24 protein-coding genes are annotated in these 26,431 nt (G+C 63.5%); 16 read left to right on the plus strand and 8 right to left on the minus strand.

Annotated elements, in window-relative coordinates; all coding sequences use genetic code 11:
• The first annotated feature begins 6 nt into the window (after positions 1–6).
• Complete coding sequence (locus FJ972_RS25745; RefSeq protein WP_140524811.1) at positions 7–1,422, plus strand: amidase; 1,416 nt, start codon at positions 7–9, stop codon at positions 1,420–1,422.
• A gap of 9 nt (positions 1,423–1,431) precedes the next feature.
• Here the strand turns inward: FJ972_RS25745 and FJ972_RS25750 are convergent, their stop codons facing one another.
• The 5 genes from FJ972_RS25750 to FJ972_RS25770 form a co-directional block, all read right to left on the minus strand.
• Positions 1,432–2,190, minus strand: coding sequence for an ABC transporter ATP-binding protein (locus tag FJ972_RS25750; protein WP_140498392.1), 759 nt, complete (start codon positions 2,188–2,190; stop codon positions 1,432–1,434).
• On the minus strand, positions 2,190–2,945 hold the full coding sequence (locus FJ972_RS25755; RefSeq protein WP_140515007.1) for an ABC transporter ATP-binding protein: 756 nt from the start codon (positions 2,943–2,945) through the stop codon (positions 2,190–2,192). The genes FJ972_RS25750 and FJ972_RS25755 overlap by 1 nt, the downstream gene beginning before the upstream one ends.
• The gene (locus tag FJ972_RS25760) at positions 2,935–3,915 is read right to left on the minus strand and encodes a branched-chain amino acid ABC transporter permease (protein WP_140524812.1); all 981 of its coding nucleotides are present in this window, start codon (positions 3,913–3,915) and stop codon (positions 2,935–2,937) included. Before FJ972_RS25760 ends, FJ972_RS25755 begins: the two co-directional genes overlap by 11 nt.
• A 10-nt stretch (positions 3,916–3,925) precedes the next feature.
• Complete coding sequence (locus FJ972_RS25765) at positions 3,926–4,825, minus strand: branched-chain amino acid ABC transporter permease (protein ID WP_140524813.1); 900 nt, start codon at positions 4,823–4,825, stop codon at positions 3,926–3,928.
• Between the two features lie 77 nt (positions 4,826–4,902).
• Complete coding sequence (locus FJ972_RS25770) at positions 4,903–6,132, minus strand: ABC transporter substrate-binding protein (protein WP_140524814.1); 1,230 nt, start codon at positions 6,130–6,132, stop codon at positions 4,903–4,905.
• Positions 6,133–6,239: 107 nt separating this feature from the next.
• Here FJ972_RS25770 and FJ972_RS25775 point away from each other — a divergent pair, with 107 nt between their 5' ends.
• On the plus strand, positions 6,240–7,124 hold the full coding sequence (locus tag FJ972_RS25775) for a MurR/RpiR family transcriptional regulator (protein WP_140515002.1): 885 nt from the start codon (positions 6,240–6,242) through the stop codon (positions 7,122–7,124).
• Positions 7,121–8,452 carry an aspartate aminotransferase family protein gene (locus FJ972_RS25780; protein ID WP_140498398.1) on the plus strand — a complete coding sequence of 444 codons (1,332 nt, stop codon included), beginning with the start codon at positions 7,121–7,123 and terminating at the stop codon, positions 8,450–8,452. Before FJ972_RS25775 ends, FJ972_RS25780 begins: the two co-directional genes overlap by 4 nt.
• Before the next feature lie 41 nt (positions 8,453–8,493).
• On the opposite strand, the gene FJ972_RS25785 is transcribed toward FJ972_RS25780, so the two are convergent.
• Positions 8,494–9,519, minus strand: a complete 1,026-nt coding sequence (locus tag FJ972_RS25785) for a substrate-binding domain-containing protein (protein WP_140498399.1) — start codon at positions 9,517–9,519, stop codon at positions 8,494–8,496.
• Positions 9,520–9,755: 236 nt separating this feature from the next.
• Between FJ972_RS25785 and FJ972_RS25790 the strand changes: the two genes are divergently transcribed.
• The 13 genes from FJ972_RS25790 (at position 9,756) to FJ972_RS25850 (ending at position 24,482) form a co-directional block, all read left to right on the plus strand.
• Positions 9,756–10,556 (plus strand): inositol monophosphatase family protein, encoded by an 801-nt coding sequence (locus tag FJ972_RS25790; protein WP_181168461.1) that lies wholly within the window; start codon positions 9,756–9,758, stop codon positions 10,554–10,556.
• A 35-nt stretch (positions 10,557–10,591) separates the two neighbouring features.
• A complete protein-coding gene (locus FJ972_RS25795) occupies positions 10,592–11,638 on the plus strand; it encodes an ABC transporter substrate-binding protein (RefSeq protein WP_140524815.1) in 1,047 nt (348 codons plus the stop codon).
• 78 nt (positions 11,639–11,716) lie between these two features.
• Positions 11,717–13,927, plus strand: coding sequence for an ABC transporter permease (locus tag FJ972_RS25800; protein WP_226880430.1), 2,211 nt, complete (start codon positions 11,717–11,719; stop codon positions 13,925–13,927).
• Between the two features lie 13 nt (positions 13,928–13,940).
• Positions 13,941–15,050, plus strand: a complete 1,110-nt coding sequence (locus FJ972_RS25805) for an ABC transporter ATP-binding protein (protein WP_140498401.1) — start codon at positions 13,941–13,943, stop codon at positions 15,048–15,050.
• A gap of 238 nt (positions 15,051–15,288) precedes the next feature.
• Entirely contained in the window at positions 15,289–16,497 is a 1,209-nt protein-coding gene (locus tag FJ972_RS25810) for an ABC transporter substrate-binding protein (protein WP_140514995.1), read from the plus strand.
• Positions 16,494–17,294, plus strand: coding sequence for an ABC transporter ATP-binding protein (locus tag FJ972_RS25815; RefSeq protein WP_181167435.1), 801 nt, complete (start codon positions 16,494–16,496; stop codon positions 17,292–17,294). Before FJ972_RS25810 ends, FJ972_RS25815 begins: the two co-directional genes overlap by 4 nt.
• Positions 17,287–17,991 (plus strand): ABC transporter ATP-binding protein, encoded by a 705-nt coding sequence (locus tag FJ972_RS25820; protein ID WP_140498404.1) that lies wholly within the window; start codon positions 17,287–17,289, stop codon positions 17,989–17,991. The genes FJ972_RS25815 and FJ972_RS25820 overlap by 8 nt, the downstream gene beginning before the upstream one ends.
• Before the next feature lie 7 nt (positions 17,992–17,998).
• The gene (locus tag FJ972_RS25825) at positions 17,999–18,886 is read left to right on the plus strand and encodes a branched-chain amino acid ABC transporter permease (protein ID WP_140514993.1); all 888 of its coding nucleotides are present in this window, start codon (positions 17,999–18,001) and stop codon (positions 18,884–18,886) included.
• Between the two features lies 1 nt (position 18,887).
• Positions 18,888–19,865 carry a branched-chain amino acid ABC transporter permease gene (locus FJ972_RS25830; RefSeq protein WP_140524816.1) on the plus strand — a complete coding sequence of 326 codons (978 nt, stop codon included), beginning with the start codon at positions 18,888–18,890 and terminating at the stop codon, positions 19,863–19,865.
• Positions 19,866–20,095: 230 nt separating this feature from the next.
• The gene (locus FJ972_RS25835) at positions 20,096–21,178 is read left to right on the plus strand and encodes an ABC transporter ATP-binding protein (protein ID WP_140524817.1); all 1,083 of its coding nucleotides are present in this window, start codon (positions 20,096–20,098) and stop codon (positions 21,176–21,178) included.
• Positions 21,179–21,216: 38 nt separating this feature from the next.
• The gene (locus tag FJ972_RS25840; RefSeq protein WP_140524818.1) at positions 21,217–22,542 is read left to right on the plus strand and encodes an ABC transporter substrate-binding protein; all 1,326 of its coding nucleotides are present in this window, start codon (positions 21,217–21,219) and stop codon (positions 22,540–22,542) included.
• A gap of 145 nt (positions 22,543–22,687) precedes the next feature.
• Positions 22,688–23,587, plus strand: a complete 900-nt coding sequence (locus FJ972_RS25845) for a carbohydrate ABC transporter permease (RefSeq protein ID WP_411908976.1) — start codon at positions 22,688–22,690, stop codon at positions 23,585–23,587.
• Between the two features lies 1 nt (position 23,588).
• Positions 23,589–24,482, plus strand: coding sequence for a carbohydrate ABC transporter permease (locus tag FJ972_RS25850; protein WP_140498410.1), 894 nt, complete (start codon positions 23,589–23,591; stop codon positions 24,480–24,482).
• Positions 24,483–24,520: 38 nt separating this feature from the next.
• Here the strand turns inward: FJ972_RS25850 and FJ972_RS25855 are convergent, their stop codons facing one another.
• Both FJ972_RS25855 and FJ972_RS25860 read right to left on the minus strand, forming a co-directional pair.
• Entirely contained in the window at positions 24,521–25,639 is a 1,119-nt protein-coding gene (locus FJ972_RS25855) for a mandelate racemase/muconate lactonizing enzyme family protein (protein ID WP_140524819.1), read from the minus strand.
• Positions 25,640–25,666: 27 nt separating this feature from the next.
• Positions 25,667–26,413, minus strand: a complete 747-nt coding sequence (locus FJ972_RS25860) for an amino acid ABC transporter ATP-binding protein (RefSeq protein WP_140524820.1) — start codon at positions 26,411–26,413, stop codon at positions 25,667–25,669.
• Between the last annotated feature and the right edge of the window lie 18 nt (positions 26,414–26,431).

Consider the following 26,431-nt stretch of genomic DNA (forward strand, 5'->3'; position numbering starts at 1 on the left):
GACAGCATGAACGCCACCGCCCAAGGGATTTCCGCCTTCGCCACCGCCGCCGAACTCAGCCGCGCGCTCGCCGATGGCAACACATCCTCGACCGAGATCGTCCGGCGCGCGCTGGATCGTGTCGACGTTCATGACAATTCGCTGCATGCGTTCGTCCGGCTGTTTCCTGAGGCTGCGCTCCAGGCCGCCGGCGAAGCCGACGAGCGTCGCAGTCGCGGCGTCTCGAAAGGGCCGCTGGACGGTATCCCTTTCGCGGCCAAGGACCTGCTTGACGTCGAAGGCTATCCGACCCTGGCAGGCTCGAAAGCGCTTGCGGGCGAACTCGCAACCGCCACGGCAACGGCAATCGAACGCCTTGTCGCGGCCGGGATGATCCTGCTGGGCAAGGTGCACACCGTGGAATTTGCTTTTGGCAGTTGGGGGACCAACCCGGTCGCCGGCACGCCCCTGAACCCGCGTGACAGCGCCATCCCGCGCGCGCCGGGCGGATCGTCGAGCGGTTCGGGCGTGGCCGTCGCCGCCGGACTGGTGCCGGTCGCGCTCGGCACCGACACTACGGGCTCCATCCGCAATCCGTCCGCCATGTGCGGAATCGTGGGCCTGAAGACGTCCTTCGGCCTTATCGGGCGCGGCGGCTTGCTGCCGCTTGCCATGTCCTTCGACAGCATCGGTCCCATGACCCGGTCGGTGGAGGATGCAGCCCTTCTGCTGGCCGCGCTCGAGGGTCCCGATCCCGGCGATCCGGCCACCTTTGGCGTGGCGCCGACCTCGCCGCTCGACGGGCTCGAGCGGAGCATATCGGGCCTTCGCCTGCGCATCCCCTCGGCCGTGGACCTTGCCGGCGTAGACCCCGGCATCCTGGACCGCTTCGACTCCACCGTCGCTGAACTGGAGGCGCTCGGTGCCAATGTCGATCGGATGCCGATGCCGCAATCTTACGACACCTACAAGGCCCTGGCCGGCGACATCATGGCCGTCGAAGCCTGGCATCATCTCGGCCGTTACGTGGAACCCGCGGACAGCGGCGTCGGCACGGCGATCCGCATGCGGGTTCTCAAGGGCAGGGAAATCGGCCTCGCCGCTTATCACGAGTTGATTGCAAGGCGCCGAGCCGCGCAGATCGAGTTTCATCGCGATCTCGAAGGCGCCGATGCGTTCCTGACGCCAACGGCGCCGATTACCGCGCCGCCATTGGCCGACATCGATGAGACAACGACGCCGCTTGGGACGTTTACCCGCATGGTGAACCTCCTCGACATGGCAGCGCTCAGCGTCCCCATCGGTCTCGTCAATGGTCTGCCCGCAGGATTGCAGATCGCGGTTCGCCGCTTCCAGGATCCGCTGGCGCTGAGGATCGGGCGGGCGCTAGAGATTCGGCGCGACGGCCTGTTCGAACAGCCGCCGGGCTACGCCACTCCGTAAGCTGCCCGTTCATTCACCGCTCGCATACAGCCAACGTGCGACAAGAGCGTCGGTGTCGGCACCGAAATCCGCGCGCGCGCCTTCGGAAAAAACCGTGCCGTTCTTGACCACATAGACGTAGTCGGTGATGGCAAGCGCGGCGCGAATATCCTGGTCGACCAGCAGCACGGCCTTGCCGAGTTCGCGGGCAAGATCGCGGACGATGTCGTAGATCGTCTCGCTGGTCTGCGGATCGACGCCGGCGGTCGGTTCGTCGATCAGGTAGACCGACGGATCGGCCATCAGGCTGCGTGCGATCTCGACCTGCCGCTGCTGGCCTCCCGAGAGCTGGCCGGCAGGCTGCGCGCGTTTCTCGCGAACGACGGGAAACCGCTCATAGACATGTTCCAGTTTCTCGGTCAGCACCGTCTTCTTCGGCCTGGCATGCCAGAGACCGAGTTTCAGGTTCGATTCGACCGAGAGATGAGGAAAGAGGCTCGGCCGCTGCGGCAGGTAGGCCAGGCCAAGGCCCAGCATCCGGAAGGGCGGGTTTCCGGTGATGTCCACGTCTCGCAGAAGCACCCGGCCGGCACTCGGTTTCAGAAAGCCGAACAACGCCTTGAGAAGCGTCGACTTGCCGGTGCCGTTCGGCCCGACCACACAGGAAATGCTGCCAGGCCAGGCCCTGACCGAAACGTCGCGCAATATGTCGATGTCGCGCGTATAGCCGGCGACAAGGTTCTCGCAGGCGATCAGCGGCGGGGTCGATGGCAGGGAAGCGGTTTCCATTATCGTGCTTCCCGATGCGTTGCGCGGGATCCCGTATAGGCGTGCACCACCTCGGGATTGCGCAGCACCTCGGCGACCGCGCCGTCGGCGATCTTGCGCCCTCGCGCCATCACCATGACGCGCGTTACGACCGACTGGATAGCCTCGAGGTTGTGATCGACAACGACGATGGTGTGACCGTCGCGATTGAGGCTCCTTATGTGCTCGATGATCTCCTCCAGCAGGCGCGGGTGGACGCCGGCGAAGGGCTCGTCCAGAAGCAGCAATCTCGGTTTGAGCATCAGCGCCCGGCCGAGTTCCAGCAGCTTCTGCTGGCCGCCGGAAAGCGCTCTTGCATAACTGTCGGCGAGATGGTCGAGCCTCAGGAAAGCAAGAACCCCACGGGCGCGCTCCTCTGCCGCGGCGCGCCGTTCCGCCGGGTCGGAAAGCGCCGGCACGATCAGGTTTTCCAGGACGGTCATGCGGCGGAACAGGCGGGGAACCTGAAAAGTACGGGCAACACCGCGGCGCGCGAAAAGATTGGCCGGCGAGCGCGCCATGTCGGTGCCCTCGACGAGGATGGCACCGCCGTCGGGTTTGAGCGCGCCCGTCACCATGTTGATGGTGGTTGTCTTTCCCGAGCCGTTGGGACCGATCAACCCGACAATTTCGCCGCGGGCCAAGGCAAAGGATAAGCCTTCGACGGCATGGATGCCGCCGAAATGCTTGGCAAGACCACTGACCGAGAAAAAAGCGGTGTCCTTCTCAACCGGCATGGGGTTCCTCGGTGGTAGCAGTTGGAACAGGCGCTTGTTCCCGTGGCCGCGCGCGGAAGCGCGCCCAGTTTTCGACCATCGGATACAGGCCGTTCTGCGCGAAGCGTTGCACCAGGATAAGCGCCAGACCCATCAGCACGAAACGCCATTCGCCGTAGGACCGCAGCGTCTCGGAAAGCAGGAAGACGACGACTGCGCCGACCACGGCGCCGGGCAGGCTTTCGATGCCGCCGATCACCGCCATCGCGATAACCAGACCCATCTCCGGCAGGATAGCCATGTTGGGCGTCAGGATGCCGATGAAATGGCCGTAATAAATGCCGGCTATCGCCGCGATCACGCTGGTTACCACGAAGACGAGGATCTTGTAGCGCGTGGTATCCACCCCGCTGGCGCGCGCGGCGCCCTCGTCTTCCCGGATGGCACGTAGAAAAAGACCGACGCGGGTCGCCAACAAGGCATTCATTCCCAATACCGCCAGGACGACGAGCGCAAGGCCGAGATAGTAATAAGGCAGGTCCGATCGACCGGAAAAGAGGCCGGGCACCGGCAAGCCCAGCATGCCGCGTGTGATGTCCTCCTCCGCGACCAGAACGAGGCGGAAGATTTCCGAAATGGCAAGCGTGAAGAGGGCCAGATAAGGCCCGGAAAGCCTCAGGACGAGCGCGCCGATCAGGGCGCCGGCCACGACGGCAAGAGCGATGGCGGCAAGAATGGCAAGCGGCAGCGGCATGCCGATCTGGCCAACGAACAAGGCCGAGGCATATCCGCCCAGCGCGGCAAAAGCCACATGGGCGAAGGAGAACTGACCGGCGAAACCGGCAAGCAGCGCCCAGCTCGCGGCAAGCAGCGCATAGTACCAGGCGATGGCGCCGACGTGGGTCCAGTATGGTCCGACGCCGAGCGGCACCAGCAACGCCACCACGAGCAGAATCGCCTGGGCCGATTGCGAGAATGTTGGACGGACCATTGCCGTGATCCTATTCCAGCCGCAGATGCGAGCGGCCGAACAGGCCGGTCGGCCTGAAGAGCAATGCAATGACGAGCAGCAGCGCTCCGAACGCCTGCGTATAGGCAAGCGCGCGATTGGGGTCCGGCAGATAGCCGACACCCAGCCCTTGCACCAGGCCGAGCAGGATGCCGCCGGTAATGCTTCCGCCGACGGAACCCATGCCGCCGAGCACGATGATGATGAAGGCCTGCACGGCCGGCAACTCACCCATCGACGGCGACAGGGCGAAGATCGGCGCGATCAACGCCCCTGCCCCGCCGGCAAGCGCCGAGCCGATGCCGAAGGCGATGGTGTACATGCGGCGTGGATCGATACCGATGACCGCGGCGGACTCGCGGCTCTGGCTCACCGCATCGAGTGCCTGGCCAAGCGAGGTGCGCTTCAGGAAAAGCGTCAGACCGACAAGCAGGACGACGGCAGCGACCGCAGCGATCAGCCGGTCGTAAGGCAGGATCAACGGACCGAGGATCAGCGCTCCCGTCATGAAGGACGGCGGCGCCTTGGCGAAGGGGCCGAAGACGACAAGGCCGAGATTGGTGATCAGAATGGTGAGGCCGAAGGTGACGATAATGGCGTATTCGTCCTTGCGCTCGACCTTGTCGGTATACATCGGCGCTATGACGAGCCTCTCGAAGAGCACGCCGAAGATGAACAGGGCCACCATCGCGCCGGCGACACCGACAAGCGGCGGCGCATGGAACCAGGCGATGATGTAGTAGGACGCATAGCCGCCCAGCATATAGAGCGATCCATGGCCGAAATTGACGACCTTCAACACCGAGAAGACCAAAGTGAGCCCCGCCGCCGTCAGCGCGAAAATGAGGCCGATGACCAGGCCGTTGACGGCCAGGAGGAGGAAATAGCTCATGGGTTCACATCACCTTGTTGTCGGCCGCCTGTCCAGCGAAGCGGCCGCCGGCGGCCATGGAGCCGCCGGCGTGCCGTTCATTTGCCGGGCATGACCTTGTCGGTGGTGGCCCACTTCTTCGGATAGACGATCGCAGCATCCTCCGGCGCCTGGTTCACGGCCGTGTATTGGATGATCGTGAACGGCACGTCGACGAACTGATGGAAAGCCCAGTCGGGAGATTTGGTGGTCGGGAAGGTGTAGGTGGCGTTCACCCCTTCATATTTGATCTCTTCCAGTGCCTTCACGATCGCCGCGCGGTCAGCCGAGCCTGCCTTCTTGATCGCTTCGACGACGACACCGAACGTGTCATAGGCCTCCATGGCCACGCCGGTCGGTGCCCTATTGTAGCGTTCGGTGAACGCCTTCACGAATGCTTTGGCCTTGTCGTTCCATTGCGACTTGGGCTGCGCGACGTTGACGATGAGAAGATTGTTGGCGCATTCGCCGTCGACTTCCCACACTTCCTTCTGCAGCAGACCCGAGGAGCCGATGAGGGCCGTTTCGGCAGTCGGTGCGAGGCCGAGCTGGCAGGCCTGCTTGACCAGCTGATACTGCGCCTGTCCGGCGATCACCATCTGGATCGCATCAGGCTTCGGGCTCTGGTTCATCAGGCGCAGCAGCGCGGGCGTGAAATCCTGCTGGTTCAGGTCGATCGTTGCCAGCGTATAGGGGACGTTCTTGGCCTTCAGCTCATCGGCGATGACCTTGGCCCCGCCCTGGCCGAAGTCCGTGTTTTCGGCGATGATGGCGATGTTCTTGAAACCTTGCTCGACCGTCCAGTCGGCTGCCTTAACGTAAACGAGCGAGTTGGCCGGAGCGAGACGATAGACTTCCGGATACTGCTTGGCCGTGATGGCATCCGCCCATACGTCTGTACCGACCCAGGCGACGCCGTATTTGTGCGCCTCCTCGATTTCGGCGAGGGCGACCGAGGAATGGAATTCGCCGAAGATTGCGGCGACGTTGTCCTTGGTGATGAGCCGAACCGCCGCCGCGCTGCCGTCGGCCGGCTGCCCTTTGGTGTCCTCGTAGCTCACCTTCAGCTGACGGCCGAGCACGCCGCCGGCCTTGTTGACCTCGTCAACTCCGAGCTGCACCGCCCATTGCATCTCCTGGCCGCCGGAATAGTTGCCGGGCGGCGACAGCGGCCCCACCCAGCCTAGCGCGATTGGATCCTCGGCCAGAGCCGGTGCGGCTGCGAACGGCAAGGAAGCCAGCGCGAGTGCCGCCAGCGCTCCCAAATGACTGGATATGGTCTGTTTCATGCGAATTTCCCCTGTTCTTGTTTTCTGATTGAATGAAACACTACGCTCATTTCTGGCAGATTGAAATATTCATTGCAGCTCGTCAACGGCCGGCGTAAATTCGCGCCATGTTGGAACCCGCCTTCCGCTCGCGCCTGCTCGAGAGTTTCGAGACGATGCCGCGCCAGCTTCGCGCGGCGGCGCAATGGGTGCTCGACAATCCGCGTGACGTTGCCCTCCTGTCGATGCGCGTCCAGGCGCAGCGCGCCGGGGTGACCCCGGCATCGATGACGCGGCTTGCCCAGCGCATGGGCTTCGACGGCTACGATAGCCTGCGCGACCTCTACGCCGAGCAACTTCGCCGCGGCGAGAAGGAGTTCTTGGGCAAGGCCGAAGCATTGATGGCGCGGCGGAAGCGCGGAGGAGACGGCGCGCTGGCCTTCGAACTGGCCGAAACGCTCGAGCGCCATATGGCGAAGCTTTGCGATCCGGCGACGCTGGAGGCGGTGACCCGGGCAGCCTCGGTGCTGGCAGGCGCCAAGCGCATCTATGCGCTGGGCTATCGGTCGAGCTACCCCGTCGCCTGCCATTTCGCCTACGTCTATGGCCTCGCCGGCGGCGCGGTGCGTCTGCTTGACGGCGTCGGCGGAACCGGGCCTGATCCTTTGTGGGAAGCGGGAGCGGGCGACGTGCTTTTGGCGATCAGCGTCAAGCCCTATACGCGCGCCGCCGTCGAACTCGTCGATTATGCACGCAGCCGCGCGCTCGAAATCGTGGCGATTACCGACAGCGTGGTCTCTCCGCTCGTCAACCGGGCGGGCGCCGTCATCATCGTGCCGACCGAGAGCCCGTCCTTTTTCCACACCATGGCACCGGCCTTTGCCATCGCCGAAACGCTGGCCGCGATCCTGGCGGCCGCCGCCGGCGATCGCGCGCTGGCCGCCATGCGCGACGTGGAACGTCAGTTCGACACCCTTTCCACCCATATCTACGAAACCAGGCAACGGTCATGACGCATATCCTCCATCGCCAGATCCACCACGACTATCCCGTTGCCGTCGGCGGCGATGGCGTCACCGTCATCGACAGCAAGGGACGCCGCTATATCGACGCCTCCGGCGGTGCGGCCGTCTCATGCCTTGGCCATCAGCATCCGGCTGTTCTTGCCGCGATGCATGCCGAACTCGACCGGCTCGCCTATGCGCATAGCAGCTTCTTCACCACCCGGCCGGCGGAGGAACTGGCGGACGAACTTGCCGCTCACGCGCCGGGCGATCTTCATCACGTCTATTTCGTCTCCGGCGGATCGGAAGGCATCGAGACCGCCCTGAAGATGGCGCGGCAATATTTCGTCGAGCGCGGCGAGCCGCAGCGCCGCCGCTTCGTGGCCCGTCAGCAGAGCTATCATGGCAATACGCTGGGCGCGCTTTCGGTGGGAGGCAACGCCTGGCGCAAGGCGCCGTTCGAGCCCATGCTGATCGAAAACCATCATATCGAACCATGCTATGCCTATCGGCATCAGCGGCCGGATGAAGGCAGCGAGGCCTACGGGCTGCGCGCCGCCGATGCGCTTGAGACGAAGCTGCAGGAACTCGGGCCGGAAACGGTCATTGCTTTTGTCGCAGAGACCGTGGTTGGAGCGACTCTCGGCGCCGTGCCACCCGCACCCGGTTATTTCAGGCGCATCCGCGAGATTTGCGATCGCCACGGCGTGCTGCTCATCCTCGACGAAGTCATGTGCGGCATGGGTCGCACCGGAACACTGCATGCCTGCGAGCAGGAGGGCGTCGCTCCCGACATCATGGTGGTCGCCAAAGGACTCGGCGGCGGCTACGCCCCGCTCGGCGCGGTGCTGGCGTCCGAGCGGATATTCGATGCCTTTTCGCAAGGCAGCGACTTCCAGCACGGTCACACCTATATCGGCCATCCGCTCGCCTGTGGGGCCGGCCTCGCCGTCCAGCGGGTCATCGAGCGTGATGGTCTGCTTGCCAATGTCGCGGCGCGAGGCACCACGCTCGAACGGCGGCTGCGTGAGCGCTTCGGCAACCATCACCATGTCGGGGACATTCGCGGGCGCGGCCTTTTCCAGGGCATCGAGCTCGTCGCGGATCGCTCGGCCAAGGCCCCGTTCGATCCACGCCTGAAGGTCCATGCCCGGATAAAATCTGAAGCGATGCAACGGGGGTTGATGGTTTATCCGATGGGCGGCACCGTCGATGGGCGGGCTGGCGATCACGTCCTGCTTGCACCGCCATTCATCGTCGACGACGGCACGGTCGATATTATCGTCGACCGTTTGGGCGACGCCGTCGATGCCGCGATCGGCAGCATTGCGATCTAGCGCATGAGACGCTCACCGACCGGACTCTGGTCCAATCGGCATCAGCCCCGACCTGGCCTCACAGTGCCGCGCCAGACCATCGGCGCGTGGCAGGTCAGGCGACTGCCGGCGCCTGCTTCCTCGCGCGAACCGGCGGCCAGTCGCACGGCGTGCGTGGCGATCTCCTCAATCGGCGGCGCAAAGGTCGTCAGCCGGTAGGAAGCCCAGTCAGCCTGCTCGATGTCGTCGAAGCCGGCGACGCAGAGATCGCGCGGGACGTCGACGCCGAACTCGTGGCGCGCCGCGTCCAGAAAACCGCAGGCGATCAGGTCGGTCACGCAGAATGCCGCATCCGGTCGCTGCCGGCCCGAAAGCAGGCGCCTTGCGCCTTCTGCCCCGGTCGCATAACCCGTGCGGCCCTCGCGCCACTGGATCACCTCCAGTCCTTCCTTGCGCGCTGCGGCAAGAAAGGCCGTCTCGCGCGCCACCAGACTGGGCGTGCCGGCTGCCGACGTCACCAGGGCAGGCCTGGTGCAACCGGCACGAAGAAAGGCGTGAAGTGCCGCCTCGGCGGCGGCGGCGTTGTCCACGCCGATGTTATGCGGTCCGTCGAACCGGTCGTCGCGATTGATCAGGATCAGGCGCTGCCCGTTCTCGAGGCAGGTTCGGATCAGCTCCTGCGGCGGCGTGCCGGACAGCACGATCGTCGCATCGGCACGGTAGTTCAGCGTGTTGCGCAGCGCCTGGTCGACATGGTGGCTGGGGCCCGACGTGTTGAATACCATGGCCACTTTGCCGGCATCCCTCAAATGCTGTGTCAGCGCCCGCAGGATACGAGCCTGATAGGGCGTGTCGCCATCGGCGACGACAAGGCAGACGATGCCCGTCGATGCCCGCATCAGGCCGCGCGCCAGATGGTTGACGTGATAGCCGAGCTGCTCGGCCGCCAGCAGCACCCGCTCCCGGGTTTCTTCCGAAACGCTGGCGCCGGGCGTAAAGGTGCGCGACACGGCCGAGCGCGAAACGCCGGCAAGCTCCGCGACCTGCTGGGCACTGGAAAAGCCAATACGGCCTCTTGGCGTCGTCATGCACACTCCCACTGGCGTTCGCCGATTCGTTGCACGCACGTGCAGCATAGCGCAAGCCAGTCACAGGTGTCACCGCCGGCCTTGACACACATGCGTAAATGAAACAGCTTTGCACAGCCGTGCATGAAGCCGGCGCCGGAGGCTACCTTGTCCATTTCTTCGCGGACCGCATCGAAGCTGCCATCGCCTGGACGGACAGCATGAACAGCGTGGCGGTGCGGCCGAAACCGAGCCGGATGTCCGAAGCCGAACTCGACAGGCGCGCCGATGTTTGCCGGCAACTGCTCTTGTCATCGGGAAACATGGCGATGCAGGGCTACAGCCAAATCGACGCCGCGCAGCCCGTGGAGATGAAGGGCCCGCAGGATTTCCTGACCGAGACCGACGGGAAGGTCGAGCATCACATCCGCACGACGTTGGCCGCGGCCTTTCCCGAGGACGGGTTTTTGGGCGAGGAAACCGGTGGCAGCGGCGGCTCTGATCGCATGTGGGTCGTCGACCCGATCGACGGTACGGCGAATTTCATGCGCGGCATTCCGCATTTCTGCGTTTCGATCGCCTTCGTCCAGGACGGCCGCAGCGAGATCGGCGGCATCGCCAATCCGGCCATCGGGGAGGTCTATTTTGCCCGCCGCGGGCACGGTGCGACGCGCAACGGCGCGGCGATCCATGTTTCGCGCACCCAGGCCTTCGACCGCGCCTCCGTGGAGTTCGGCTGGTCGCCGCGGATTCCCAACCGCGACTATCTGGACAAGGTGGCCCTGGTCTGGTCGCTGGGCGCCAATGTGCGCCGCTCCGGTTCGGGGGCGCTCGGCCTTGCCTATGTGGCCGACGGCCGCTCGGATGCCTATGCCGAGCTTCATATCAATGCATGGGACTGCCTGGCCGGATTGCTGCTGGTCGAGGAAGCCGGCGGGCGCGTCAACCGCTTTCTCGACGGCGACGGCATGGCGAAGGGCAATCCGGTGCTTGCTGCGGCGCCGGGTGTGGCGGCGAGATTGTCCCAGGTGATCGGAGTGCCGCTCGACGACGAATAACCAATTCCAGAGAGCATGAAAGGGAGGAATTATCGATGAAAGGTCCATTTGATCGCAGACAAGGCAGGACGTGGCTTGGCCTTGCGGTGCTGGCCATTTTCGGTCTGGCCGGCGGCGCCCATGCGGCGGATCGCAACCTCGTGATGTATTGCGGCGTCGACGAAGCCTGGTGCCGGGCCATGGCCACGACCTACCAGAAGGAAACCGGCGTCAGCGTCGACATGACCCGCATGAGCGCCGGCGAGATCTATGCGCGCCTGCGGGCCGAGAAGGACAATCCGCAAGCCGACATCTGGTGGGGCGGCACCGGCGACCCGCATCTTCAGGCGGCGGAAGAAGGTCTCACCCAGGAATACAAGTCGCCGCAGCTGGCGAACCTGCGCGACTGGGCTTTGAGGCAGGCTGAACGCGCCAAGAACCGCACCGTCGGCATCTATCTCGGCGCGCTTGGCTACGGCTACAACGAGGAAGACCTGAAACAGCGCGGCCTGACGGCGCCGGCCTGCTGGGCGGATCTGGTCGAGCCCGATTTCCAGGGCGAGATCGAGATGGCCGACCCCAATTCCTCGGGTACCGCCTGGACGATGCTGGCGACAATCGTGCAACTGATGGGCGAGGACAAGGCTTTCGACTATCTCAAGCAGCTCAACAAGAACATCGCCGAATACACCAAGGCGGGCGCCGCACCCGCGCTCGCCGTGGGCAAGGGCGAGACGCTGGTCGGCATTTCCTTCCAGCACGACGTCATCAACGCCGCCAAGCAGAACCCGGCCGTCAAGGTGGTCTCGCCCTGTGAAGGCACCGGTTTCGAGATCGGGTCGATGAGCATTGTTGCCGGGGCCAAGCACATCGACGAGGCGCGGAAATTCTACGACTGGGCGCTGACGCCAGACGCGCAGAAACTGGCGGCTCCGAACGGCAGCTACCAGATCCCGTCGAACACCGGCACCCCGGTGCCCCCCGAGGCGCCGGACCTCAGCAAGATCAAGCTGATCGACTACGACTTCGCCAAATACGGATCGTCAGCGGAGCGCAAGCGGCTGTTGAAGAAGTTCACCGATGAGGTCCGCAACGGCGGCTGATCTGGTCCGTACGGCCGATCCGCCGGCTGCCTGCGGGGCAGCCGGCGCAACCCCGACCATACCGAAGGAAGATGTCGAATGGCACGGGCTTCGCCCTATCCCATGGCCAATGACCTCCCGGGGCGCAGTGCCGCCGGATGGCTGGCGCTGGCATGGGCGAGCTTCATTGTGCTGCCATGGTACAAAGTCGAAGGCGGCTTGCTTTCCTTTGACTGGCTGGCGCGTCCGGCGGAGGCGGCACCAGCCATCCTGCTGTCGCTGAACGGTCGGCTGTGGCTGCTTCCCTTAATCCTGCCACTTCTCCTGGCAAGCTGGCTCGTCGCGCGCCGGAACCTCCCCGGCCTGGCGGTGGCGGGCGCAGCCGGCCTCGCCTGGCTGGTGATCGAGGGTTTTTCCATCATCCATTCGGGTTGGGGATTTGCCTGGCTCGGGCATCTCGCCAGTACGCCGGGACCGGTGCAGCCGGGGCTCGGCTGGGGTGCGGTGCTGTACGCGCTGGCGATGCTGATGTTCATCGCCGAGGCGCTGGCCGCGCGTGGCTGGTGCAAGGGCGACCGTTTTGTCGTCGGCTCGCTGCTGATCGTGATCGCTTCGCTGATCCTGTTCGTGGCTTATCCGCTGTTGTCGATCCTCGCTTCCGCCATCGAGGACAATGACGGCGATATCGTGCCGGCTCTGTTTGCCGAAAAGCTGTTCAGTGCCAACATCTGGAGCCTGCGCTGCCTCTATGGCGACGGTTCCTGCGGGGTGGCGTGGAATACGGTGGCGATCGCGGTGCTGGTCGGATTCTTCTGCACGGCGCTAGGCCTGGCGCTGGCGCTGATTGCGTTGCGCACCAGGCTGCCTGCCAAATGGCTGCTGCGCGGCCTCTCCATCTTGCCGATCATCACGCCGCCTTTCGTCATCGGCCTGGCGCTGATCCTGTTGTTCGGCCGGGCCGGCATCGTCACCAATCTTTTGTCAGAACATCTCGGTATTCCGCGCAGCCGCTGGATCTACGGCATGGCCGGCATCACCATCGCGCAAGTGCTGGCCTTCACGCCGATCGCTTTCCTGGTCCTGGCCGGCGTGCTGCAGGGCGTCAGCCCGAGCATGGAGGAGGCCTCGCAGACCTTGCGCGCCAGCCGTTGGCGCACTTTCAGCACAATCACCTGGCCGCTGATCCGCCCGGGGCTGGCCAGCGCCTTCCTGATCTCGTTCATCGAGAGCATGGCCGACTTTGCCAACCCGCTGGTGCTGGGCGGCAACTTCAACGTGCTGTCGACGGACATCTTCTTTGCGGTGGTGGGCGCTGCGCATGATCAAGGCCGTGCGGCGGTGCTGGCGATCGTGCTTCTGGGATTCACGCTCGCCGCTTTCGTCATCCAGCGCCGCTGGATCGGCAGCCGCAGCTACGTCACCGTCGCGGGCAAGGGCGATGGCGGTGTGCCGGCCACGCTGCCCAAGGGCTTGCGCATCGGCTGCTACGCCGCCGTCGTTCCCTGGTTGCTTCTGACCGTCGTGGTCTATGGCATCATCCTGGGCGGCGGCTTCGTGCAATCGATCGGCCGCGACAACACGCCGACGCTCGAATATTTCCTCACCGCTTTCTCCGTCGAGAAAGGCGTCAATGGCTGGTTCCTGAGCGGGTCGGCCTGGCCGTCGCTGCTGATGACCATCGGCCTTGCGCTGGTGGCAATGCCGTTCACCGCCGCGCTCGGCATCCTGACCGCCTACCTGCTCGACCGGCAGCATTTCGCCGGGCGCACGATGTTCGAATTCCTCGCCATGATGAGCTTTGCCATTCCCGGCACCGTCGTCGGCGTCAGCTATATCCTCGCCTTCAACGTGCCGCCGGTGCAACTGACCGGCACCGGACTGATCATCGTCATCTCGTTCATCTTCCGCAACATGCCGGTGGCGATCCGCGCCGGCCTCGCCAATCTGGGGCAGATAGACAAGAGCCTGGACGAGGCATCGCTGACACTGGGCGCGCGTTCCTTCGCCACCTTGCGGCGGGTGATCCTGCCGATCCTGAAGCCGGCGATCGTGACCGCGATGATCTACAGTTTCGTGCGTGCGGTGACCGCCGTCAGCGCCGTCATCTTCCTGGCGACCGGCCGCTTCAATCTCGCCACCGTCTATATTGTCGGGCGAGCCGATGTCGGCGAATACGGGATCGCCATCGTCTATTCGGCGGTGCTGATCGTCGTCATGATGATCATTCTGATCGGCATCCAGCTGCTGGTCGGGGAACGCCGGCTCGGCCGGCGCCGGGCCGAAGCGCAAGCCGTCGTGGCACCAATCTGATCGGGAGATGCGTATGGATCAAACGGCGAAGAACGCTGCCCCCGGCGTGGTCGACAGACCGGCAGTGCGCTTCGAGGGCGTCACCAAGAAATACGGCGCCGTCACTGCCGTCGACAATGTCAGCTTCGACATCGCACCGGCCAGCCTGGTGACGCTGCTTGGACCCTCCGGCTGCGGCAAGACGACGACGCTCAGGCTGATTGCCGGGCTGGAGCACGCAAGCCACGGGCGCATCGTAATCGACGGCAAGGACGTCACCTTGCTGTCAGCCGCAGAGCGCGACGTCAGCATGGTCTTCCAGTCCTATGCGCTGTTCCCGCACATGAACGTCATGGAAAATGTCGGCTACGGCCTGCGGGCGACGGGGCTCGGCAAGGTTGAGGCCGCAGGGCGCGCCGCCGAGAAGCTGGCACAGGTCGGCCTGTCCGGCTACGAGAAGCGCCAGCCGAGCGAACTTTCGGGCGGCCAGCAGCAGCGCGTGGCCGTGGCGCGCGCCATCGTGCTGGAGCCGAAGGTGCTTTTGTTCGACGAGCCGCTGTCCAATCTCGATGCCAAGCTGCGCCGGCGCGTGCGCGATGAGATCCGCGGTCTTCAGCAGGACCTCGCGCTGACCGTGGTCTATGTGACGCATGACCAGGAGGAGGCGCTGGCCGTGTCCGATCGCATCATCGTCATGAACGCTGCCCGCGTCGCCCAGGACGGAACCCCGCGCGACCTCTACAACGAACCCAGGAACTCTTTCATCGCCGATTTCATGGGCGACGCCAACCTGCTCGATGTCGAGGTTCTCGCCAGCAATGGGACGAATGCCGAGGTAAAGGTCGGGCCGCTGCGGCTCGACATGCGGCATCGCGGCATCGCGGCGGGGCCGGCGGTGCTGGCCGTCCGGCCGAATGCCGTGCGCCTCGTCGCCGGCCAGCCGGCAGCCGGCGGGATGAGAGGGCGCGTGGTCAAGAGTTCTTATCTCGGCGACCACATGGAATACCGCGTCGCGATAAACGATCCGGCGGTCGAGCTGTTTGCGACGTCGCCGGTCGTCACACCCGCCCTGCCGGAAGGCAGCGTCGTCGCGGTCGATTTCGATCCGGCAAAGATCGTGCTGATAGCGCGCGACAAGTCCTAGCCAGCAGCGGACACCGCTACCGGTGCGCCTGATACGAAAATAGTGGTTCTCGACGTTCCATGTCGATGTTACGAATCTCTGTGCATTCCGAATGTGCGCTTGTGACCATGTGTCCGGGCACTTTGGAACTGTGGCGAGCACAGGACGTATTCTTCACGCGGGACCAGACGGTACACTCGAAGCCGTCACAGGGCCGCAATGGGCGTTTTCGACAGTGGCCACAAGGGAGGAAATACCAGTGAAAGCATCCTATCTCATCTCAGCCGCGCTGCTTGTGGGTACCGCGATGCCAGCGGCGGCAGCCGAAATTTCCGACGGCAAGGTCAAGATCGGCATCCTCAACGACCAGTCGGGTGTCTATGCCGATTTCGGCGGCAAATGGTCCGTCGAGGCGGCCAAGATGGCTGTCGAGGATTTCGGCGGCAAGGTCCAGAATGCGCCTATCGAGGTCATCAGCGCCGACCACCAGAACAAGCCGGACATCGCCTCCAACATAGCGCGCCAGTGGTACGACACCGAGCAGGTCGATGCCATAATGGAACTGACCACCTCCTCGGTGGCGCTCGCCGTGCAGGGACTTTCCAAGGAAAAGAAGAAGATCGACATCGTCACCGGCGCGGCTGCGACCGACCTGACCGGTAAGCAGTGCTCGCCCTATGGTTTCCATTGGGCCTACGACACCCATTCCCAGGCCGTCGGCACAGGCGGTGCCCTGGTGCAGCAAGGCGGCGACAGCTGGTATTTCATCACCGTCGACTACGCCTTCGGCTATTCGCTCGAGGAGCAGACCGCCAAGCTCGTCAAGGATCGCGGCGGCAAGGTGCTTGGTGAAGTGCGCTATCCGCTCGGCTCGACCGACTACTCATCCTTCCTGCTGCAGGCGCAATCCTCCGGCGCCAAAATCGTTGGCCTTGCCAATGCCGGTCTCGACACTTCCAACTCGATCAAGCAGGCGGCCGAATTCGGCATCGTCGCTGGCGGCCAGCGGCTCGCGGCACTTCTGTTCACGCTGGCCGAAGTGCATGGCCTTGGCTTGCAGGCGGCCCAGGGCGTCGTGCTGACCGAAGGCTTTTACTGGGATCGCGACGACAAGAGCCGCGAGTTCGCCAACCGCTTCTTCAAACGCACCGGCAGGATGCCGAACATGATCCAGGCCGGGACGTATTCGGCGGTGTCGCAGTATCTCAAGGCCATCGACAAGGCCGGCACCGACGAAACCGAAGCGGTGGCCAAGGAAATGCATTCGATGCCGGTCAATGACGTCTTTACCGCCAACGGCAAGGTGCAGGCCGACGGCTCCATGGTGCACGACATGTACCTCTATCAGGTCAAGAAGCCCGAGGAGAGCAAGAAGGATTGGGACTACTACACCTATCTTGCAACCATTCCGGGCGACCAGGCCTTCATGAAGGCCACGGATAGCGGCTGCCCGCTCGTCAGCAAGTGACGACGGCAACCGCCGCGGCCGTCAGGCCTGACGGCGATGGAGCCGTGCCGCGGGTGGTGCTTTCCGCCCGCGGCCTCAGGCGCGACTTCGCCGGGTTCGTTGCGGTGAAGGATGTCGATCTCGACGTTCATCACGGCAGGATTCACGCCTTGATCGGACCCAACGGCGCCGGCAAGACCACGATCTTCAATCTTTTGACCAAGTTCCTGCAGCCGACCAGCGGCACGATTGAACTGCTCGGCACCGACATAACCCGGACACCGCCGGCCAAGGTGGCGCGGATGGGCCTCGTGCGCTCGTTCCAGATATCGGCGATCTTTCCGCATCTGAGCGTGCTCGACAATGTGCGCGTCGCGCTGCAGCGGCCAGGCGGGCTGGGTTTCCAGTTCTGGCGCCCGCTTTCGGCGCTCGACCAACTGACGCCGCGGGCGCGCGAGCTTCTCGGCACGGTCGGCCTCGACGACGCGGCGCACCGGCTCGCCGGCGATCTCTCCTATGGCCGCAAGCGCGTGCTCGAGATCGCCACCACGCTGGCGCTCGATCCAAAGGTGCTGCTGCTCGACGAGCCGATGGCCGGCATGGGGCACGAGGATGTCAGCATGATCTCCGGGATCATCCGCGCCTTGGCCCGCGATCGGGCCGTGCTCATGGTGGAGCACAATCTGACCGTCGTTGCCGATCTTTGCGACTGGATCACCGTGATGCAGCGCGGCAAGGTGCTCGCCGCGGGCGACTATCCGACGGTCAGCCAGGATGAACGCGTCCGGATAGCCTATATGGGAACCGAGCATGAGTGAGCCGCTGCTTGCCGTGCGCGATCTCCATGCCTGGTACGGCGAGGGCCACGCGCTGCACGGCGTCGACCTCGATGTGTTCCGCGGCGAAACTGTGACGCTGCTTGGCCGCAACGGCGTCGGCAAGACCACGACGCTGCGCGCCATCATGGGGCTGATCCGCAAGCGCACCGGCAGTGTCGTCTTCAACAGCAACGACTTGATCGGCCTGCCCTTGCACCGTGTCGCCCACCAAGGCATCGGTTTCGTTCCCGAGGAGCGCGGCATTTTCGCCACGCTGACAGTCGACGAGAACCTGATCCTGCCGCCGGTGGTGGCCAAGGGCGGCATGAGCGTCGAGGAGATCTTCGAGCTCTTTCCCAACCTGAAGGAGCGCCGCAACAGCCCGGGCACCAGGCTATCCGGCGGCGAGCAGCAGATGCTGGCGATCGCCCGCATCCTGAGGACGGGTGTCCGGATGCTGCTCCTCGACGAGCCGACCGAAGGCCTGGCGCCGGTCATCGTCCAGCGCATCGGCGAATTGCTTGCGACGTTGAAAAAGCGCGGCATGACGATCCTGCTCGTGGAGCAGAATTTCCGTTTCGCCGCCCGCATTGCCGACCGCTTCTACCTGATGGAGCACGGCAAGGTGCTGAGCGGGTTTCCGGTCGGCGAACTGGCCGCCCACGACGCTCAACTTCACGAGGTGCTCGGAGTATGATCGCGCCATGACGATGATCTTCGGCATCCCCATCCAGGCCTTTCTCGGGCAGTTGCTGGTCGGGCTGATCAACGGTTCCTTCTATGCGATGCTGAGCCTTGGCCTCGCCGTCATCTTCGGCCTGCTGCGCATCATCAATTTCGCCCACGGCGCGCTCTACATGCTGGGCGCCTTCATCGGTTATCTGCTGCTTGTCCATCTCGGCATCGGCTATTGGCCGGCGCTGATCCTGGTGCCGCTCGCCGTCGGGCTGTTCGGCATTGCGGTCGAGCGTGCAGCGCTCTCGCGGCTCTACCAGCTCGACCCTCTCTACGGCCTGCTCTTCACTTTCGGCCTGGCCTTGGTCATCGAGGGCGTCTTCCGTTATTATTACGGCGTCTCGGGAAATCCCTATGCGGTGCCGGCGCTACTTGCGGGCGGCACCAATCTCGGCTTCATGTTCCTGCCCAACTATCGCGGCTGGGTGGTGCTGGCATCGCTTCTCGTCTGCCTGGGCACATGGCTTTTGATCGAGAAGACCAGGCTTGGCTCCTATCTGCGCGCCGCGACCGAAAATCCAGAACTGGTCCAGGCTTTCGGCGTCAACGTGCCACTGCTTTTGACACTCACCTATGGACTGGGTGCGGCACTTGCCGGTCTTGCCGGGATCCTGGCGGCTCCCGTCTACCAGGTCAGTCCGCTGATGGGGTCGGATCTGATCATCGTCGTCTTCGCCGTCGTCGTGGTCGGCGGCATGGGCTCGATCCTGGGTGCCATCGTCACCGGCTACATGCTCGGCCTCGCCGAGGGCCTAACCAAGGTGTTCTATCCCGAGGCGTCGAACCTTGTCGTCTTCGTCATCATGGCGATCGTGCTTCTACTGCGGCCGGCCGGCCTGTTCGGAAGGGACGCCTGAGATGAGCGAGTTGACGCTTCACGAAAAGCGCGCCGCGGCCTCCGTGCGGCTGGAACGCGCGCTGGTGGCGCTGGCGGTATTGGCGCTCATCGCCGCGCCGTTCTTCGTCTACCCGTTCTTCCTTATGAAGATGCTGTGCTTTGCGCTGTTTGCCTGCGCCTTCAACCTGTTGCTCGGCTACACCGGCCTGTTGTCCTTCGGCCACGCGACCTTCTTCGGTGGCGCCGCCTATTTCTGCGCGCATGCCGTCAAGGTATGGGGCTGGCCGCCAGAGGCAGGCATTCTGCTGGGTACCGCCGGCGCGGCCCTGCTCGGGCTGGTCATGGGCTTCTTCGCTATCCGCCGGCAAGGCATCTATTTCGCCATGATCACGCTGGCGCTGGCGCAGATGTTCTTCTTCTTCTGCGTGCAGGCACCGTTCACGCAAGGCGAGGACGGCATCCAGGGCGTTCCGCGCGGCAACCTCTTCGGCATCATCGATTTGAACGCCACGGTCAACATGTACTATGTCGTGCTGGCCATCTTCCTGATCGGCGTCTTCGCCATTTGGCGGATCATCAACTCGCCGTTCGGCATGATCCTGCGCTCGATCCGCGAGAACGAGAACCGCGCCATCTCGCTCGGCTATTCTGTCGCCAGGTATAAGCTCGCCGCTTTCGTCATGTCGGCCGCACTTGCGGGGCTTGCCGGTGCGGTCAAGGCAATCGTGTTCCAATTCGCGACGCTCACCGACGTGACATGGCAGATGTCGGGCGAGGTGATCCTGATGTCGCTGCTTGGCGGCATCGGCACCATGGTCGGCCCGGTCGTCGGCGCCGGCTTCGTCGTCGGCCTTGAAAACACGCTCGCCACCTCAGGCTTTCCGGTGACCATCGCCACCGGCCTGATATTCATGGTCTGCGTGCTCGTCTTCCGGCGCGGCATCGTCGGCGAATTCCATGCGCGGTTGCCCAGGCCGGCGGACGGTGCAAGTGGTTGATATTCATCCCGTGGCCGATCTCCCTGCTGTCTCCAGCCATGTGGTGGGCAGTCCAGTGAGCAACCGGGAATGCAGCCTGGATGTTTATCGCAGCGCCTGCTTTACAGGCAGGTTTGGTAGCGCTACCGTCTCCGTATCGCGTGACCACATGAAGGTTGGAGGGCCGTCGCCGGGAGAGGTCAGCGGTTCCTTCGAAGAGACGTCGCGGGAATCGTTCGGGAGGAGGATCGATGGCGTCTGTCGCGATTAGCGAGGTTCACAAATCATTCGGGACCGTCGAGGTTCTGCACGGCGTCAGCGTGAACATCGACGATGGCGAATTCGTCACGCTGGTCGGGCCGTCGGGTTGCGGGAAATCAACCCTGCTCAGGATGATCGCGGGCCTGGAAAAGATTTCGCGGGGCGAGATTGCGATTGGCGAACGTGTCGTCAACAACGTTGCGCCGAAGGAACGCGACGTCGCTATGGTCTTCCAGAACTATGCGCTCTACCCGCATATGACCGTCGCCGAGAACATGGCATTCTCGCTCATGCTCAAGGGCGTTTCGAAGGCTGAGAGCGGCGCCGGCGTTCAGCGCGCTGCGGAAATTCTGGGGCTGGTGCCGCTGTTGGCGCGCTATCCCCGCCAGCTTTCCGGCGGACAGCGCCAGCGGGTTGCCATGGGGCGGGCGATCGTGCGCGATCCGGCGGTTTTCCTGTTCGACGAACCGCTGTCCAATCTTGACGCCAAGCTCAGGGTGCAGATGCGCGCCGAGATCAAGGAACTGCACCAGCGCCTGAAAACCACGACGGTCTATGTTACCCACGACCAGATCGAAGCCATGACCATGGCGGACAAGATCGTGGTCATGCATGACGGCATCGTCGAGCAGATCGGGCCGCCGCTGGAACTCTACGACAGGCCGGACAATCTCTTCGTCGCCAGTTTCATCGGCTCGCCCGCCATGAATTTGCTGCGGGGCGAAATCGCGACGAACGGGTCGCCGTCCTTTCGGGGCGCGGGCGGAATTTCCGTGCCGTTGGACGCAGCATCGTCCGTCAAAGGCGGCGAGCCGGTGGTGCTGGGCATACGGCCCGAGCATTTGCGGCTGTCCGATCAAGGCATTGCGGTCACCATCGCGGTGATCGAGCCGACCGGGTCGGAGGTACAGCTCATCGGCCGGACAGCCGGCGGTGAAGAGATCGTGGCCAACTTCCGGGAACGTCATTCCTTCACGCCGGGCGAAACCATCCGGCTCACCGCCGAACCCGGCCTCATTCATCTCTTCCACGGCGAAACCGGGCAGCGGCTTCAAACGCGCAGCAAGCTGTAGAGACCAAAGGGCAAGAGAAACAAACAGGAGGAACGAGCATGAAATTCACCAGACGTGACGTGATCCGCACGACGGCCGGCGCTGCTGCCGGCGTTTTGGGAAGCCGCTTCGCCGGCTCTCCGGCATTCGCCCAGGAGGGGCTGAAGTACAAGCCGGAGGACGGTGCGAAGCTCAGGCTGCTGCGCTGGTCGCCTTTCGTGCAGGGTGACGAGGACCAGTGGCTGAAAAACACCAAGCGGTTCACCGAAGCGACGGGCGTGGAGGTACGTGTCGACAAGGAAAGCTGGGAAGACATTCGCCCCAAGGCAGCGGTCGCCGCCAATGTCGGTTCAGGTCCGGATCTGATGTTCGTCTGGTTCGACGACCCGCATCAGTATCCCGACAAGCTGCACGACGTGACGGAACTGGGCGAGTATCTGGGGTCGAAATATGGCGGCTGGCACGACGGACCAAAGCAATATGCGACCCGGGAAGGCAAATTCATCGGCCTGCCGCTCGCCACCATCGGAAATGCCATCGTCTATCGGGAAAGCTGGGTGAAAGAGGCCGGCTTTTCGGAGTTCCCCAAGGATACGAAAGGCTTCCTCGAACTTTGCAAGGCCCTGCAGGCGAAGGGGCATCCGGCCGGCTTCACGCACGGCCATGGTGTCGGCGACGGCAACAACTACGCGCACTGGCTGCTGTGGAGCCATGGCGGCCAGATGGTCGACGAGAGCGGCAAGGTGACGATCAACAGCCCCGAGACCCTCAAGGCGATCGAATACGCGCAGGAACTCTACAAGACTTTTATTCCAGGCACCGAAAGCTGGCTCGACGTCAACAACAATCGCGCCTTCCTGGCCGGCGAACTCAGTGTGATCGCCAATGGCATTTCCGCCTACAACACGGCCAAGATCAACAAGGACAATGATCCGAAGCTGGCGGAAATGGCCAAGGACATACGCACCACCAACCTGCCGATCGGTCCTGTCGGCAAATCCGTCGAACTGTTCCAGGTGACCACAGCCGTCATCTTCGACTACACGCCCTACCCCAACGCGGCCAAAGCCTATCTGCAATTCATGTTCGAGGACCCGCAAATGCCAGATTGGATCACCTCCTCGGCGGGCTACTGCTGCCAGACGCTCAAGGCGTTCGACAACAATCCGGTGTGGACAGCCGATCCGAACAATGCCGCTTACGCCAAGGCTTCGGCGACGCTGCGGCCCAACGGCTATGCCGGGCCGCTTGGCTATGCCTCCGCGGCGACCATGGCCGACTATGTCCTGGTCGACATGTTCGCCAAGGCCGTCACGGGACAGGCCACGCCCCAGAAGGCAATGGAAGAGGCGGAAAAGCGCGCAAACCGGTATTATCGCGTTTGATCCATGCCAGCTGAGCCTGGCGGCTCTGCCCCGCGCTATCCGACCCTCCGGAAGCGCAGGGCGGCCGCCAGGCCGATCAACGAGACCCTTGCAGGGAGCCCGCCCCATGGCCGTGCCGTCCGTCGCCGCTCAGCCGCGTTCCTCGATGCTGTCGCGCCTGGCCGAGAGCAGGAACGCGCTTGGCTTCGGCTTCATGCTGCCGGCGGCGGCATTGCTGCTTGTCTTCCTGACCTATCCGCTTGGGCTCGGCGTCTGGCTCGGCTTCACCGATGCCCGCATCGGCCGTCCCGGCATCTTCATCGGCATCGAGAACTATGAATATCTGTGGAGCGACGCCGTTTTCTGGCTCTCCGTCTTCAATACCCTGCTCTACACCGTCAGCGCCTCGATCCTGAAATTCGCGCTCGGCCTTTGGCTGGCGCTTATCCTCAATCAGAACCTTCCCTTCAAATCGTTCTTCCGCGCGATTGTCCTGCTGCCGTGGGTGGTGCCGACGGTGCTCTCGGCAATCGCCTTCTGGTGGATTTACGATTCGCAGTTCTCGATCCTGTCCTGGGCGCTCCAGCAGATGGGCCTGATCGACCATCGCATCAATTTCCTCGGCGATCCGGAGAACGCGCGTGCTTCGGTGATCGCGGCCAATGTCTGGCGCGGCATCCCTTTCGTAGCCATCACGCTGCTTGCCGGCTTGCAGACAATCCCCCAATCGCTTTACGAGGCCGCCACGCTCGACGGCGCCAGCCGCTGGCAATTGTTTCGCCATGTGACGCTGCCGCTGCTCACCCCTATCATCGCGATCACGATGACGTTCTCGGTGCTGTTCACCTTCACGGATTTCCAGCTGATCTATGTGCTGACCCGCGGCGGACCGGTAAATGCCACCCATCTGATGGCGACGCTGTCGTTCCAGCGCGGCATTTCGGGCGGCCAGCTCGGCGAGGGCGCTGCGATCGCGGTCGCCATGATCCCATTCCTCCTTGCCGCAATCCTGTTCAGTTATTTCGGCTTGCAACGCCGTAAATGGCAGCAGGGGGGCGGAGACTGACATGGCTGCGACCAGGAAGACAAAACAGCCGCAGCTCGATGAAGGCGGCATGGGCTATTTGCAGAGCGTGCCGCGCCGTGTGGTGACGGTCTATCTCCCCCTGCTCGTGTTCGTCATCGTGCTCTTATTCCCGTTCTACTGGATGACGATCACAGCGGTTAAGCCCAATGTCGAAATGACCGACTATGCCAATTTCAACCCGCTCTGGGTCGTGCATCCGACATTGGAGCACATCCGCTATCTTCTCTTCGAGACGTCCTATCCGGGCTGGCTGCTCAACACGATCATCATTTCGACCGCCGCCACTTTCCTGTCGCTGGTGGCGTCGGTTTTCGCGGCCTATGCGATCGAGCGGCTGCGGTTCTCCGGGGCACGGCAGGTCGGCCTCGCGGTGTTCCTCGCCTATCTCGTGCCGCCCTCGATACTGTTCATCCCCTTGTCGGTGATGGTGTTCAACCTCGGGCTTTACGACACACCCTTCGCGCTCATCCTCACCTACCCGACCTTCCTGATCCCCTTCTGCACCTGGCTGCTGATGGGTTACTTCCGCTCCATCCCCTTTGAACTGGAAGAATGCGCGCTCATAGACGGGGCAAGCCGCTGGCAGATCCTGAGCAAGATCGTGCTGCCCCTGTCGGTGCCAGGCCTGATCTCGGCGGGCATATTCGCATTCACCCTGTCATGGAACGAGTTCATCTATGCCTTGACGTTCATCCAGTCGTCCGAAAACAAGACCGTGCCGGTCGGGGTGCTCACCGAACTCGTCCGCTCCGACGTCTATGAGTGGGGTGCCCTGATGGCGGGCGCGCTGATCGGATCCCTGCCGGTCGTCGTGCTTTACTCGTTCTTCGTCGAGCACTATGTCTCCTCGATGACCGGCGCGGTGAAGGAATAGCGCCGCCCCGATGCCGCGGGCGCTTTTCCTGGAATGCCCTAGCCCAGGCTTTTGCCGTAGCGGGCAAAGCTTTCGGCCAGGACGGTCGTGCTCGCACCGGCCCGTTCGGGCCGTTTGTAGATGCCGCCTTCGACGCGGATCGGCTCCTCGAAGTGATCCTTGATCCAGGGGATGTATTCGAGGATCGTCGATGCAGGATGCCAGTAGCTCAGATGCACATGCACCTGGCTCATCTCCCCTGCATGCGGAACGACGGGAAGCCGATGCGCCAGTGCCAGGTCCGCGACCTGGATGTATTCCGTTATTCCTCCGAGCCGCGTGACGTCCGGCTGGACGTAGGCGACGGCTCCTGCATCGACGAAGGAGCGGAACGCGTCGATGGTGTAGAGCTGCTCGCCGAGCGCGATCGGGATCGATGTATTGCGCGCGAGCGTGGCGTGGCTGGCGACATCGTCATACCAGAGCGGCTCCTCGAACCAGTAGATATCGAGGTCGCGCGCCAGCGCGCAGAACCGCTGGCAGGTCGGAAGATCCCACTTGCCGTTGCCGTCGATTGCGATCCGGATCCTTGATCCGACACGTTTGCGCACAGCCGCCAGGCGCTCGACGTCGACATTTGGGTCGTCATGGCCGACCTTGATCTTGATGCGTGTGAATCCATCCTCCTCGACGGCTTTCGCGGAGCCGCGCAGCAACGTGTCCAGGTCGAACGAAATCCAGCCGATATCGGTATTGTAAGCCTCCAGGGCATCGGTGCGCGCGCCGCCGAGATAACTCCACAGCGGCAGGCCCGCCCATTTCGCCTTCAGATCCCACAGCGCGATATCGATTGCAGCCAGCGCCAGATGCGTGATGCCGGCCCGACCGACCCATTGAAGCGAAGGATGGCGCGCAAGCCTGGTCCATAGGCGCTGATGATCCGAGGCGTCTTCGCCTACCAGAAGCGGCGCGTAACACTCGCCGATGCAGGACGTTATCAGCCGGTCGGCGGCCAGATGGGCATGCGTGCCGGTGAAGCCATAACCTTCCAGCCCGTCCGTGGTGACGATCTTGGCACCCACGACACCCCAATGGGTGATGCTGTGGGTCGAGTCCGAAATGGAGTCCGAGGTGAGTGGAAGATGGAGAATGAACGGGCGGACGGAGGCGATTTTCATCTATGACCCTTGGCGGATATGAATTTGTCAATGAAGGAGCTGCGAGAGGAATTCGCGTGCACGCTGATGCTTCGGGGCTGCGAAGAAGTCCTTCGGCGTGGCCTCCTCGAGTATCCGGCCCTTGTCCATGAAGACGACCCGGTCGGCCACCTGGCTGGCGAAGCCCATTTCATGCGTCACACAGATCATCGTCATGCCTTCGGAGGCCAGCGAGACCATGGTGTCGAGCACTTCCTTGACCATTTCCGGATCGAGAGCCGAGGTCGGTTCATCGAAGAGCATGATCCTGGGTTGCATGCAGAGCGCTCGGGCGATCGCGACGCGCTGCTGCTGACCGCCGGAAAGCTGGGACGGATACTTGTCCGCCTGATCTGCGATCCGAACCTTTTGCAACATCTCCAGCGCTCTCTCCGAAGCGTCCTTGCGGGATTTTCCGAGCACGCGGACCGGCGCCAGCGTACAATTCTCGATTACCTTGAGATGCGGGAAGAGGTTGAACTGCTGGAACACCATGCCGATGTCCCGGCGCGGAACCATACGTCCATGGGACTTCTCGACCAGCGGTTTTCCGTCGATTTCCACCGAGCCTTGCTGGAGGTCTTCCAAGCCGTTGATGCAGCGGATCAAGGTCGACTTGCCTGAGCCCGACGGCCCGCAGACGACGATCTTTTCGCCCTTCGCCACCTCAAGGCTGACGTGATCGAGCGCCTGAAACCCGCCGAACATCTTCACCGCGTCGCGCAGTTTCACAAAGGCGCTGCCGTTGGCGTCCATGAACTCCTCCTTGTTGCG

It is taken from the genome of Mesorhizobium sp. B2-1-1 (assembly GCF_006442975.2).
In the GTDB taxonomy this organism is placed as follows: domain Bacteria; phylum Pseudomonadota; class Alphaproteobacteria; order Rhizobiales; family Rhizobiaceae; genus Mesorhizobium.